Source organism: Streptomyces sp. NPDC002092 (genome assembly GCF_053593775.1).
Genome location: NZ_JBSFDG010000026.1, coordinates 12,746 through 25,023 on the forward strand (window position 1 = coordinate 12,746; position 12,278 = coordinate 25,023).

The following is a 12,278-nucleotide window of genomic DNA, read 5'->3' on the forward strand; positions in this document are numbered from 1 at the left end:
TTGCATTCATGATTCCGGCAACAGCTTCGTTGCGCGCAATCGCGATTACTGCAGGTAGAAGCCAAGAAATTGTTGCAATGGAGATGAATCTAACGCAACAGCCCGCACTGGAATCATTGCAATGGATTGAACGTGAACGCTATGCCGCCGTCAGCTCCCTGTCGAGGGTCTCGGACAGGGCCGCCCGGAAGCCATCGACGAAGGTGTCCACCTCGCGGTCCGACACGATCAGCGGCGGGGCGAGCCGGATGACGTCCGGCATCACCGCGTTCACCAGCAGCCCCCTGTCCTGGGCCGCCTGCTGGACGCGCGCCGCGAGGTTCCTGTGGAGCGCGATGCCCAACAGCAGGCCGGCGCCGCGGACTTCACGCACCAGAGGGTGGCCAAGGGCTTCCAGGCCGTGCCGCAGCCGCTGCCCCGCCGAGGTCACGTGGGCGAGGAGGCCCGCCCGCTCGATGGTGTCCAGTACGGCCAGGGCGGCCGCGCACACCACGGGGTTCCCGCCGAAGGTGGAGCCGTGCGCGCCGGGCGTGAGCAGCTCGGCGGCCGCGCCGAAGGCGAGCGTCGCGCCGATGGGCAGCCCGCCGCCCAGGCCCTTGGCGAGGGTGACGACATCCGCCTCGACGCCCTCGGCCTGCGCCGCGAACCAGTGGCCCGTGCGCCCGATGCCGGTCTGGATCTCGTCCAGGACGAGGAGGGAGCCGGTCGCCGCGGTGATCTCGCGGGCGGCCCGCAGATAGCCGGGCGGCGGCACGACCAAGCCGTTCTCCCCCTGCAGGGGCTCCAGGACCAGCAGCGCGGTGTCCGGGGTGACGGCGGCGCGCAGGGCCTCGACGTCCCCGTACGGCACATGGCTGACGTCGCCGGGCAGTGGCTCGAAGGGGCGCTGCTTGGCGGGCTGGCCGGTGAGGGCCAGGGCCCCCATGGTGCGGCCGTGGAAGCCGCCGGCGGCCGAGACCATGTGGGTACGGCCGGTGAGCCGGCCGATCTTGAAGGCCGCTTCGTTGGCCTCGGCGCCGGAGTTGGCGAAGTAGACCCGGCCCGCGCGCCCGGCGATGTGCAGCAGGCGCTCGGCGAGGCGCACGGTCGGTTCGGCCAGGAACAGGTTCGAGACGTGCCCGAGCGAGGCGATCTGCTCACAGACGGCCTGTACGACGGCGGGATGCGAGTGGCCGAGCGCGTTGACCGCGATGCCCCCGAGGAAGTCGAGGTACTCGTTGCCCTCCGCGTCCCAGACCCGGACGCCCCGGCCGCGGACCAGAGGCAGCCGGGGGGTGCCGAAGTTGTCCATCATGACGCCCTGCCAGCGGCGGGTCAGCGCCGCGTTGCCCGCCCCGGTGATGTCCGTGCCGTCGATCGCGCCCGCACTCATGCCGATGCTCCCTCGAAGCTCGCGTCGCTGATGTCGTCGTCCGGCACGATCACCGTGCCGGCGCTTTCGTCCGAGAAGATCTGCAGCAGGATGGAATGCCTGGCCCGGCCGTCGATGACGCGCGCGGAGCGCACCCCGTGCCGCACGGCGTGCAGGCAGGCCTCCATCTTGGGAATCATCCCGGAGGCCAACCCGGGCAGCAGCTCGGCCAGTTCGGAGGCGGTCAGGCGGGGGATCACCTCGTCGCTGTGCGGCCAGTTCGCGTACAGACCCTCGACGTCGGTCAGGACGAGCAGCATCTCGGCGCCGAGCGCGGCGGCGAGGGCCGCGGCCGCGGTGTCGGCGTTGACGTTGAACACACCGCCCTCGGCGGCGTCCTTGTCGTCCTCGGGCCGGGCGATGGAGGAGATGACGGGGATGCGTCCGTTGCCGATGAGGTCCTGCACGATCCCGGCGTCGACGTGGGTGACCTCGCCGACGCGGCCGATGTCCACGGCCCTGCCGTCCTTCTTTCCGTAGCGCTTGACGGCAGTCATCAGGCGGGCGTCCTCGCCGGTGAGGCCCACCGCGTGGGGGCCGTGCGCGTTGAGCAGCCCGACCAGCTCACGCTGCACCTGCCCGGCGAGGACCATGCGTACGACGTCCATGGTCTCGTCGGTGGTGATGCGCAGGCCGCCCTCGAACTGGCTCTCCAGGCCCAGGCGTTGGAGCTGTGCGCTGATCTGCGGGCCACCGCCGTGCACCACGACGGGGTTCAGGCCCGCGTGCCACAGCGAGAGGACGTCCATGGCGAAGGCCGTCTTCAGGTCGTCGTCGACCATGGCGTTGCCGCCGAACTTGATGACGACGGTGCTGCCGCGGTGGCGCGCCAGCCAGGGCAGCGCCTCGACGAGTGCATGAGCCTTGGGCAGGGCGGCCGATCGCGGAGCGGGCTGCCGAGACGGAGCGGCGCTCATGAGGCGTACTCGCTGTTCTCGTGGACGTATTCGGCGGTGAGGTCGTTGGTCCAGATGACGGCGGAGTCCGCGCCCGCGGCGAGGTCCACGGTGATCCGGACCTCGCGGGCGGCCATGTCCACCAGCTCTCTGTCCTCGCCCGCCGAGCCGCTCTTGCAGACCCACACACCGTTGATGGCGACGGCCAGCCGGTCGGGTTCGAAGGCGGCGGAGGTGGTGCCGATCGCGGACAGGACGCGGCCCCAGTTGGGGTCCTCGCCGTGGACGGCGCACTTGAGGAGGTTGTTGCGGGCGACGGAGCGGCCCACCTCGACCGCGTCCTGTTCGCTCGCGGCGCCCACGACCTCGATGCGGATCTCCTTGCTCGCGCCCTCGGCGTCCCCGATGAGCTGCCCGGCCAGGTCGGCGCAGACGGCGCGGACGGCCTCGGCGAACTCGCCGTATCCGGGGGCGACCCGGGAGGCACCGGAGGCGAGCAGCAGCACCGTGTCGTTGGTGGACATGCAGCCGTCGGAGTCGACCCGGTCGAAGGTGACACGGGTGGCGTCCCGCAGCGCCCGGTCCAGGGCCGCGCTGTCCAGGACGGCGTCCGTGGTGAGCACCACGAGCATGGTGGCGAGCCCGGGGGCGAGCATCCCGGCACCCTTGGCCATGCCGCCGACCGTCCACCCGTCCCGGGTGACGGCGGCTGTCTTGTGCACCGTGTCGGTGGTCATGACGGCGACCGCGGCGTCCTCGCCGCCGGACCCGGACAGCTGGGTGACGGCCCTGTCGACGCCGGCCAGGAGCCGGTCCATGGGCAGCGGTACGCCGATCAGCCCGGTGGAGCAGACCGCCACGTCCGTCGCGTCCAGGCCGAGCCGCCCGGCGGCCTGCTCGGCGGTGGCGCAGGTGTCCTGGAAGCCCTGTGGTCCGGTACAGGCGTTGGCGCCACCGGAGTTGAGCACGACCGCGCGTATCGCGCCGTCCGCGAGCACCTGCCGGGACCACTGGACGGGGGCGGCCTGCACGCGGTTGGAGGTGAAGACGCCCGCCGCGGCCGAGTGCGGCCCGTTGTTGACGACGAGCGCCAGGTCCCGGTTGCCGTTCTCCTTGATGCCGGCGGCGATGCCCGCCGCGGTGAAGCCTTGCGGTGCGGTGACACTCACGGTGCGACTCCGATCGTGGAAAGCCCCAGTCCCTCCGGGAGGCCGAGGGCGATGTTCATGCTCTGGACGGCCCCGCCCGCGGTGCCCTTGGTGAGGTTGTCGATGGCGCTGATCGCGATGATCCGGCCGGCCGCCGGGTCGAGGGCCACCTGGAGCTGCGCGGCGTTCGATCCGTACACGGCAGCGGTGCCGGGCCACTGCCCCTCGGGCAGCAGCCGTACGAACGGCTCGTCGGCCAGCGCCTTCTCGTACGCGGCCCGTACGTCGTGTGCGCCGACCCCGGGGCGCGCCGCGGCGGAGCAGGTGGCGAGGATGCCGCGCGGCATGGGCGCCAGGGTCGGGGTGAAGGAGACGGTGACCCGGCGACCCGCCACGGCGCTGAGGTTCTGCACCATCTCGGGCGTGTGCCGATGGCCGCCACCCACGCCGTACGGCCGCATGGACCCCATGACCTCGCTGCCGAGCAGGTCCGCCCTGGGCGCCTTCCCGGCGCCGGACGTGCCGGACGCCGCGACGACCACCGCCTCGGGCTCGGCCAGCCGGGCCGCGTAGGCGGGGAAGAGCGCCAGCGAGACTGCGGTCGGGTAGCAGCCCGGCACCGCGATGCGCCGGGCGCCCGCCAAGGCGGCGCGGGCACCCGGCAGTTCGGGCAGCCCGTAGGGCCAGGTGCCCGCGTGCGGCGAGCCGTAGAACCTCTCCCAGTCAGCGGCGTCCGCGAGGCGGAAGTCCGCGCCGCAGTCGATGACGAGCGTGTCCTCGCCCAGCTGCTGTGCGACGGCAGCGGACTGGCCGTGCGGCAGGGCGAGGAAGACGACGTCGTGCCCCTTGAGGGCGTCGGCGGTCGTGGGCCGTACCTCCCGCCCGGCCAGCGGAGCCAGGTGCGGCTGCAGCGTGCCGAGACGCGCTCCCGCGCTGGAGTGCCCCGTCAGGGCACCGATCTCCACTTCGGGGTGGGCCAGAAGCAGGCGGAGGAGTTCGCCCCCCGCGTATCCGCTCGCTCCTGCCACGGCTGCTCGGACGGTCATAAACCCTCTCCGTTGACAGACATGTCGCTATGCATGCGATCCGGGTCCCGAGGCGGCAGGCGTGTCGCAGAACTCGGCGTTCAGAATGGGGATCAGGGTCTCCGGTCCCCAGTCGCTGTTGTAGTTGAACGCGAGCTGATGGCGGCCGTCCTCGGTCAGGGCGGTCATGGTGAGCCACCCCGACGTGCCTCCGTCGCGGAACCAGAGGGGTGTGCCGCAGCTCAGGGTGAGCTTTTCGATGCCGAGTCCGTAGGTCGCGCCCGGGAAGTCGGGGTTGGCGACGGTCGTCGTCAGCTCCTTCAGCTGCTGCGGCGGCAGCAGCTTGCCGCGGATCAGGGCCCCGTAGAACCGGTTCAGATCGGCCGCGCTGGAGATGATGTCGCCGTTGCCCCAGACTTGCGAGCCGTTCAACTCGGTGACGTCGTCGATCCGGTCCGGCTGCGACAGGAAGAGCTTGGAGTAGCCGCGGCCGCTCGGCTGCGGCAGGTCGATGCTGTCCCCGGGGTTGGACGTCGCCCTGAGCCGCAGGGGTTCGATGATGCGCTCGCGCACCTCGTCCTCGTACGACCTGCCGCCGACCTTCTCCACGATCAGGGCGGCCAGGACGTCGTTGGTGTTGGAGAACGAGAACCGGGCCCCGGGCTCGAACAGGGGCGCTCGGCCGAGGGCCACCTTCACGCGCTGCTCGGGCGTCAGCGTGTCGTACCGGTGCTGGAGGAAGCCGTCGCCCAGCGAGTACGTCTCGTAGTAGTCCTTGACGGCGAGGTAGTCGAACAGGCCGCTGGTGTGGTTGAGCAGCTCCCGTACGGTGATCTTGCGGCCGTCGTTGCCGTTGCCCGTCACCAGGCCGGGCAGGTAACGGTCCACGGTGTCGTCGAGGCTGAGCTTCTTCTCCGCCTCCATCTGCAGGAGGACGGTGGCCACGAACGTGTCGGTGAGGCCGCCGACGCGGAACCGGTCGTTCTTGCCGCGCGGCGCACCCGTCTGCCGGTCGCCCACGCCCGACGCCGACTTCCAGACCCCGTCGGCATCGCGGGCCTCGACGGTGATGCCGGGGATCCCGGCCGCGACGGCCGCGTCGATCGCGTGCTGCGTCGCCTGGTGGCCGGCCACCTTGGGAGCCGTGTCCTGCGTCGCCCGGGCGGTGCCCGCGAAGGCGGTGGCCGTGAGCGCGAGCGCTGCCAGACCGGCCGCGCCGGCCCGTGGTCTCTTCCGTCTCGTCATTTCCCCGCTCCTGAGAATCGTCTCTAGTTGGCTGATGTCGTACTTGTGCGGTCCGTGGACGGCACCGTAGGTCACCGGCCTTGAGTGCGGGTCGTGTGTCCACACCACGGGGCGTGCAGCCGCTCGGCAGCGTTGTCAGCAGGCAGGCGCCGTGGTGCTCGCCTTCAACTCGTGGAAGCGCCTCACCAGTTGGTTCTGCTCCTGCTGCAGTCGCTCGATGCGGCGCTGCAGATGGGCTATCTGCCGGCACACGGTGAGCACCGCGTCGTCGGCCGTCGCGCCCGGCTGCGCGGGCACGGCCTCGGCCTGAGCCGGGGCGGGTGGGCAGGGGCGCACCGCGGTGGCGAGGGACGGGTCGTGGTGGAGGATCGCCTCCATCAGGCCGCGCAGGACGGGACCCGGCTCCACACCGAGTTCGTGCACCATGCGTTTGCGCGCGCGTTCGTACACGCCGAGCGCCTCCGCCTGCCGGCCGCAGCGGTAGAAGGCGACCATCAGCAGGTCGTAGAACCGCTCCCGCATGGGGTGGTCGCTGATCAGCTCCATCAGCTCGCCGGTGATCTCGCGGTGGCGCCCGGTGCGCAGATACGCGTCGTACATCATCTCCAGGGCGGTCAGCCGGTGCTCCTCGAGCTGGGCCGCCCGGCCCGCGCAGATGTCGCCGAGCACGCTGCCCTCCAGCGCCGGGCCGCGCCACAACGACAGTGCCCGGCACAGCAGTTCGCCGGCCTGCCCCGGGTCCTCGCGCAGGACCCCGCGGCCCCGCTCGGCCAAGTGCTGGAAGCGCGCGGCGTCGGTGTCGGCGGGGTCGATCCGCAGGACGTAGCCGCGCGAGGTGGTTTCGATCCACGGGTGCGGTGCGGGCCCGCCGGTGGCACGGCTCTGCGAGCCCGACAGCAGCCGGCGCAGCCGGGTCACCTGGAGCTGCAGCGCGTTCGCCGCATTGGCGGGCGGGTGTTCACCCCACAGCTCGTCGATCAGCCGCTGCACCGAGACGTGGTGTCCGGCCTTCACCACCAGCGTCCCGAGCAGTGCACGCTGCTTGGCACCCGTGGGAAGGACACGCAGACCGGTCTGATCGTCCTGGACCTCCACGAGGCCGAGAATGCGGAACAGCATCTCTTTCCCCCACCCAGGCTGGTGGCTTCAGGAGGGGCGCGCCGCGCCCGCCGCCTCAAGCGCCGTGGTCGCGTCTCGTGCGATGTGCCGCAGCAGCGGACCCGGATCGTCGTGGAAGTAGAAGTGACCGCCGTCGAAGACCCGCAGCCCCAGGAAGTGCTCGCTGTGCTCCGCCCAGCCGGCCATCGACTGCGGTGAGGCGGAGTGGTCCCCGGCGCCGGCGAACGCGGACAGCGCCACGGGCAGCGGACCGGCGTCGGGATCGGGGCGCCAGTTCTCCACCAGACGCAGGTCGGCCCGGATGACCGGGGCGAACAGGTTCCACAGCTCGGGGTCGTCGAAGACCTCGTCGGGTGTGCCGCCGAGCAGTCTCAGACGCGTCCGCAGCTCGGGGTCGGGCAGCTTGTGGTATTCGCCTCGCGGCCCCGCCGGCTGCGGTGCGGAGCGTGCGGAGACACCGGCCCACACCGGCAGCGGCAGCCCCCGGTCGACGACCCGCCGGATGATCTCGTACGTCACGAGGGCACCCATGCTGTGTCCGAACAGGGCGTAGGGACAGGTCAGTTCGGGCTCGATGCTGCTCAGCAGGTGGTCGGCGAGGCGGCCGGCGTCGGGGATCTGCGGCAGGTCGAGGAGCAGGCCGTGGCCCGGCGCGTCGAGCAGCCGGACGTGCCACGTGTCCGGTAGCCGGGCCGGCCAATCGCGGTACAGCAGGTGTGAGCCGCCCGCGTGGTGCAGGACGAACAGGCGCAGGTCAGGTCGTGTGCTGTCCATCGCTCTCCCTCGGATCGGGCGGCGCACCTTCGAACCATAGAGCGGTGTCCGGCCGCGGGGGCGCGGGCACCGGGCGGTCTCCGCCGAAGGTGTGGCGGTTCTTGAGCGATCCTCAGGTGGCGGACAGGCCCTGGGGCGGGGAGCCCGGCATCGTGGCACACGAATCCGGTCGGGTACAGAGGATCCGGTGGGGTGCGGATCCGGGTGGACGACCGGGCGGTCGGCGAGCCCGTCTCCTTGTAGCGCTGACGGTCGAGTCCTTACGGTGACGTGGCAACGCCGGGGTCGCCACCGATGCCAGGTGTCCCGTCGACCGGACGACCGAGTGTCCTGTCGACCGGACAGCCGAATCGTCCCGTCGACCGGACAACGCCGATCGGCGACCTCACGCCCGGTGCGCTCTCGCACCCGGTCTGGCGATTTCCCAATCCCGAGTCATTCCATGACGGTTAAGGACGGTGCCAGTTGAGCGCGAACCCCTTCGATGACGAGGACGGTCGCTTCTACGTCGTGGTGAACGACGAGGAGCAGCACTCCCTGTGGCCGGCGTTCGCCGAGGTCCCCGCGGGCTGGCGGGTGGTCTTCGGCGAGGCGGCCCGGGCCGAGTGCCTGGAGTACGTCGAGCAGAACTGGACCGACCTGCGCCCCAAGAGCCTGCGCGAGGTCATGGCGGCGGGCTGAACACCCCCCGCACACCGACGGGCTCGCCGGCCCGCACACCCCAGGCAAGACAGGCTGAGTTGGGAGATGAGGGCAGTGACGGGCGCTGTGAGAACCGCGAGCAGGTACAAGGCGATTCCCGTGGACAGCAGCGGTGAACCGGCACAGCGCGATGTGCTCCTGTCCTTCGTGGGGACACAGGCCAAGGTGCAGAAGTCGGGGATGGTCTTCCCGCAGAACCTGCCGGAGCGGTCCTGGGAGCAGATCGGCACGAACCTGCGTGAGCTGGTCAATTCCTCGGCGTGGTGGCTCGCCGACTGGCTGATCTACGGGGAGGCCACCTACGGGTGGCGCCGCTACAAGGAGGCGATCGAGCGCACCGGGCTCGACTACCAGACCCTGCGCAACTATGCGTGGGTGGCCCGGCGGTTCGAGCACCACCGCAGGCGGGACAGCCTCAGCTTCGCCCACCATGCCGAGGTGACCCGGCTGTCGCCGCCGGAGCAGGACTACTGGCTGCGCAAGGCCGAACAGCAGAAGTGGTCGCGCAACGAACTGCGCAGGGCGGTGCGCGCCAGCCTGGCCGTGCAGAGCGACACGGCCGAGGTCTCCCCGAGCGGCGGCGACGAGCAGCAGGAGGTGCCGCGGCCGGCCGGACCGGCGGTCGCGGACAAGCGCCGCCAGCAGGTCACCACGCTCACCATCGAACTGTCCGCCGGCCGGCTGGAGCACCTCTCGAAGGCCGCCGCCGCGCACGGTCTGCCCGTCGACAAGTGGGTGGCCCAGCTGCTCGAGACCGCCGACCGGCGCATCCCCGAGATGCGCACCGCCTAGCGGCGCACGCCCGCAGGTGCCGGCAAGCCCGTTCCCCGGGATGTGCCGACGGCTCGTCCGACCGGACACCTCTCACATCGGAGTCAGTTGATGATCCTTCAGGGAAAGCGGGTCGCCCTGCCCTCGGCACCCGTCGTCCACAAGCAGTTCGAGACCCACGTGGAGGCCGCTCCCGACGCGCTTGCCGTCGTCTGCGGCGGCGAGCGCGTGACGTACGCCGAACTGGACGCGCGAGCGAACCGGTTCGCGCACTTCCTCACCGTGCGCGGACACGGCCGCGGGGCGAAGGTCGGCATCTGCCTCGACTACTCGACCGACATGCTCGTCGCCATCCTCGGCACGCTGAAGGCCGGCGCGGCCTACGTGCCGTTCGACCCGGCCTACCCGGCGGCGCGACTGCAGCTGCTGCTGAGCCAGGTCCCCGATCTCGCCCTGATCGTGGCCTCGCGGGCGACGGCCGGGATGGTCGAGTCGGCGGCCACCGAGGTCGTCGGGGTCGAGCAGCTGCCCGGCCGGCTGGCCGGTCTCCCGGCGACCGCGCCCGACGTCCAGGTCACCGGGGACGACCTGTGCTACGCGGTCTTCACATCCGGCTCGACCGGCACGCCGAAGCTGACCGCGGTGCGGCACGAGGGCTGGTTCAACCTGATGAACTGGCTGAAGCTCGAGTACAACCTGGACAGCGACTCGAACAACCTGGTCGTCAGCGCCTTCGGCTTCGATCTCTCCCAGCGTGCCCTGATGACGGCGCTGTTCTGCGGCGCCACCCAGTACCTGATGGCGAGCCGGAACTTCGACGCCATGCTGGCGTACCGCCTGCTGACCGACCACGACATCCGCACGGTGCACTGCGCTTCGAGCACGCTCTACCTGCTGGTGGACTGGGAGACGGCCCGCGGCGGCGACGCGCTCACCCAGCTCGACTACGTGCTCTTCGGCGGGGAGCCGCTGAAGTTCGAGCGGATCGCGAACTGGATGGGGCGCGAGGGCAACTACTGCACCCTCCTGCACCAGTACGGCGTCGCCGAGTGCACGGATGTCGCGACCTCGTACGACCTCGCCCGACACCGGCCCTGCGACCAGGACATCGCCCCCGTCGGCACGCCGGCCTACAACACCGAGATCCACCTTCTCGACGAGAACCTGCGCGGTGTCGCGCCGGGGGAGTACGGCGAGATCTGCATCGCCGGGGCCAGCGTCGGCGCGGGCTACCTGGGCGGCTCGGGCCCCGAGAACGAGAAGTTCACGACCGTCGTCGTCGACGGCGAGCCGCGCCGGCTGTACCGCACGGGCGACCGCGGCCACGTCAACGAGGCCGGCGACCTCGTCGTCGCCGGCCGGATGGACGCGCAGGTGAAGGTGCGGGGCATGCGCATCGACCCCACTGACATCGAGCGCGCGCTCGGCAGGCTGGCCGGGGTCCGGGAGGCCGCCGTGGTGGTCACGTACACCGACGCCGGCGAGGCCGAGCTGACCGCGTTCCTCGTCCCGGCGGGGGCCGAGCTCTTCGAGGACGACGTGCGCAACCGCCTTCTGCAGACACTGCCGCGGAACATGGTCCCGGCCAGATTCGTGAATGTTCTGCGGCTTCCGCTGAGCCCGCACGGAAAAGTGGACCGCGCGGCCCTGGTCGATTCACTCAAGAGCCATTACGCGAACAGCGGCACGGCGGCATAGTCGACGGACCTTGCTGACAAACGAGAGGACTGTGATGATTGCCGACCGCGTGCGCGCCATTTGGTGCCGGGAAATCCAGCGCGATGACATTTCGGCCGACGACGATTTCTTCGCCCTGGGCGGCCAGTCCGTGATCATGGTCAGGATCCAGGGTGCCTTCATCGAGGAGCTGGGCGCCGAGGTGCCGATGGACCAGCTCTTCCTCAACCCGACGGTGGCGTCGATCTCCGCGTACATCGAATCCCTGAGTGCGGTCACCGAATAGAAAGAGAGGCGCCATGTACGACGTCATTGTCATAGGTGCCCGTTGTGCGGGTTCACCGACGGCCATGCTCTTCGCGCGGCAGGGCTATCGCGTCCTGCTCCTGGAGAAAGCGAAATTCCCGCAGGACACGCTTTCCTCGCACTACCTCCATATGCAGGGCGTGGCGCTGCTGAACCGGTGGGGGCTGCTCGACAGGATCCGTGACTCGGGCGCCCAGCCGATCACCCGCCAGAGCTACCAGGGGCCCGATGTCCGCATCGAGGGCTTCTCCCTGCCGATCGACGGCCTGACGACCACGTACGCGCCGAGGCGGTACGTGCTCGACCCGATCCTCGCGGACGGTGCCGTGGCGGCCGGCGCGGAGTTCCGGCAGGGGTGCGCGGCCAAGGACCTGGTGTGGGAGGACGACCGGGTCGTCGGGGTGCGGTACACGACGCCCGGCGGCGCCGAGACGACGGACCGGGCGCGCCTCGTCGTCGGCGCGGACGGCATGCGCTCGCTGGTGGCCCGCAAGGCGGGCGCGGAGAACGTCATCGAGCACCCGCGGCTGACCACCACCTACTACAGCTACTGGTCCGGGGTTCCCGCGAACTTCGAGCTGTACGAGCGGCCGGGGCGCTGGATCGGCGTCCTGCCCACCAACGACGACCTCACGCTGCTCATGGCCTACTTCCCGCAGGCCGACTACAACGAGGTCCGCAAGAACGTGGAGCCCGCCTACCTCGACGCGTTCCGCACGACGGCGCCCGAGCTGTGGGAGCGGATGCAGTCGGGCAAGCGCGAGGAGCAGCTGTACGGCACGGGGCACCAGGAGAACTACTTCCGCAAGGCCTACGGGCCCGGGTGGGCGCTGGTCGGCGACGCGGTCAACCACAAGGACTCCATCACCGCCCGCGGCATCACCGAGGCCTTCGTCCAGGCCCAGTCGCTCACCGACCGCATCGGGGACCGGCTGCACGACGACGACGCGCTCAAGGCGGCGCTGCGGCGCTACGAGAACGACCTGGGCGGCGAAGCCCTCAGCCACTACCAGGGCGCGCTCAACGTGGCCGAGCTCAAGCCCGAGGGGCGGACGGACATGCTGCGCAAGCTGGTCGGCCACCAGGACCACATCGACCGGTACTTCTCGACGCTGTCGGGCGCGTGCTCCATCGACGACTTCTACAACGACGACCTGCTGACCCTGCTCGACCAGGGCTGACTGACGACCCGCTCACCTGGTTT

At 70.7% G+C, this 12,278-nt stretch carries 12 protein-coding genes; 5 read left to right on the plus strand and 7 right to left on the minus strand.

Features of this window, described 5'->3' with window-relative positions; all coding sequences use genetic code 11:
* Window positions 1-139: 139 nt before the first annotated feature.
* The 7 genes from ACWCRD_RS40005 to ACWCRD_RS40035 all read right to left on the minus strand — a co-directional run bounded on the left by ACWCRD_RS40005 (window position 140) and on the right by ACWCRD_RS40035 (window position 7,618).
* On the minus strand, window positions 140-1,372 hold the full coding sequence (locus tag ACWCRD_RS40005; RefSeq protein WP_450970593.1) for an acetylornithine transaminase: 1,233 nt from the start codon (window positions 1,370-1,372) through the stop codon (window positions 140-142).
* Entirely contained in the window at window positions 1,369-2,328 is a 960-nt protein-coding gene (gene argB, locus ACWCRD_RS40010) for an acetylglutamate kinase (RefSeq protein WP_450970594.1), read from the minus strand. The genes ACWCRD_RS40005 and argB overlap by 4 nt, the downstream gene beginning before the upstream one ends.
* Window positions 2,325-3,476: a bifunctional glutamate N-acetyltransferase/amino-acid acetyltransferase ArgJ gene (gene argJ / locus ACWCRD_RS40015; RefSeq protein WP_450970595.1), complete on the minus strand. Its 1,152-nt coding sequence runs from the start codon at window positions 3,474-3,476 to the stop codon at window positions 2,325-2,327. Before argJ ends, argB begins: the two co-directional genes overlap by 4 nt.
* Window positions 3,473-4,501 (minus strand): N-acetyl-gamma-glutamyl-phosphate reductase, encoded by a 1,029-nt coding sequence (gene argC, locus ACWCRD_RS40020; protein ID WP_450970596.1) that lies wholly within the window; start codon window positions 4,499-4,501, stop codon window positions 3,473-3,475. Before argC ends, argJ begins: the two co-directional genes overlap by 4 nt.
* A gap of 27 nt (window positions 4,502-4,528) precedes the next feature.
* Window positions 4,529-5,725, minus strand: a complete 1,197-nt coding sequence (locus ACWCRD_RS40025; RefSeq protein WP_450970597.1) for a serine hydrolase domain-containing protein — start codon at window positions 5,723-5,725, stop codon at window positions 4,529-4,531.
* Between the two features lie 135 nt (window positions 5,726-5,860).
* Complete coding sequence (locus tag ACWCRD_RS40030) at window positions 5,861-6,844, minus strand: AfsR/SARP family transcriptional regulator (protein ID WP_450970598.1); 984 nt, start codon at window positions 6,842-6,844, stop codon at window positions 5,861-5,863.
* A 27-nt stretch (window positions 6,845-6,871) separates the two neighbouring features.
* Window positions 6,872-7,618 carry a thioesterase II family protein gene (locus tag ACWCRD_RS40035; RefSeq protein WP_450970599.1) on the minus strand — a complete coding sequence of 249 codons (747 nt, stop codon included), beginning with the start codon at window positions 7,616-7,618 and terminating at the stop codon, window positions 6,872-6,874.
* 465 nt (window positions 7,619-8,083) lie between these two features.
* Here ACWCRD_RS40035 and ACWCRD_RS40040 point away from each other — a divergent pair, with 465 nt between their 5' ends.
* The 5 genes from ACWCRD_RS40040 to ACWCRD_RS40060 all read left to right on the plus strand — a co-directional run bounded on the left by ACWCRD_RS40040 (window position 8,084) and on the right by ACWCRD_RS40060 (window position 12,255).
* On the plus strand, window positions 8,084-8,299 hold the full coding sequence (locus tag ACWCRD_RS40040; protein WP_398963352.1) for an MbtH family protein: 216 nt from the start codon (window positions 8,084-8,086) through the stop codon (window positions 8,297-8,299).
* A 120-nt stretch (window positions 8,300-8,419) separates the two neighbouring features.
* Window positions 8,420-9,112, plus strand: coding sequence for an LmbU family transcriptional regulator (locus ACWCRD_RS40045; RefSeq protein ID WP_450970600.1), 693 nt, complete (start codon window positions 8,420-8,422; stop codon window positions 9,110-9,112).
* Window positions 9,113-9,202: 90 nt separating this feature from the next.
* Entirely contained in the window at window positions 9,203-10,789 is a 1,587-nt protein-coding gene (locus ACWCRD_RS40050) for an amino acid adenylation domain-containing protein (protein WP_450970601.1), read from the plus strand.
* A 34-nt stretch (window positions 10,790-10,823) separates the two neighbouring features.
* The gene (locus ACWCRD_RS40055; RefSeq protein ID WP_450970602.1) at window positions 10,824-11,054 is read left to right on the plus strand and encodes a phosphopantetheine-binding protein; all 231 of its coding nucleotides are present in this window, start codon (window positions 10,824-10,826) and stop codon (window positions 11,052-11,054) included.
* 13 nt (window positions 11,055-11,067) lie between these two features.
* Entirely contained in the window at window positions 11,068-12,255 is a 1,188-nt protein-coding gene (locus ACWCRD_RS40060) for an NAD(P)/FAD-dependent oxidoreductase (RefSeq protein WP_450970603.1), read from the plus strand.
* Window positions 12,256-12,278: the final 23 nt, after the last annotated feature.

What these genes read in the sequence shown, in the direction of transcription:
- ACWCRD_RS40005 (WP_450970593.1), bottom strand. Translation starts at nt 1,372, where the DNA reads ATGAGTGCGGGCGCGATCGACGGCACGGACATCACCGGGGCGGGCAAC.
- argB (WP_450970594.1), bottom strand. Translation starts at nt 2,328, where the DNA reads ATGAGCGCCGCTCCGTCTCGGCAGCCCGCTCCGCGATCGGCCGCCCTG.
- argC (WP_450970596.1), bottom strand. Translation starts at nt 4,501, where the DNA reads ATGACCGTCCGAGCAGCCGTGGCAGGAGCGAGCGGATACGCGGGGGGC.
- ACWCRD_RS40025 (WP_450970597.1), bottom strand. Translation starts at nt 5,725, where the DNA reads ATGACGAGACGGAAGAGACCACGGGCCGGCGCGGCCGGTCTGGCAGCG.
- ACWCRD_RS40030 (WP_450970598.1), bottom strand. Translation starts at nt 6,844, where the DNA reads ATGCTGTTCCGCATTCTCGGCCTCGTGGAGGTCCAGGACGATCAGACC.
- ACWCRD_RS40035 (WP_450970599.1), bottom strand. Translation starts at nt 7,618, where the DNA reads ATGGACAGCACACGACCTGACCTGCGCCTGTTCGTCCTGCACCACGCG.
- ACWCRD_RS40050 (WP_450970601.1), top strand. Translation starts at nt 9,203, where the DNA reads ATGATCCTTCAGGGAAAGCGGGTCGCCCTGCCCTCGGCACCCGTCGTC.
- ACWCRD_RS40055 (WP_450970602.1), top strand. Translation starts at nt 10,824, where the DNA reads ATGATTGCCGACCGCGTGCGCGCCATTTGGTGCCGGGAAATCCAGCGC.
- ACWCRD_RS40060 (WP_450970603.1), top strand. Translation starts at nt 11,068, where the DNA reads ATGTACGACGTCATTGTCATAGGTGCCCGTTGTGCGGGTTCACCGACG.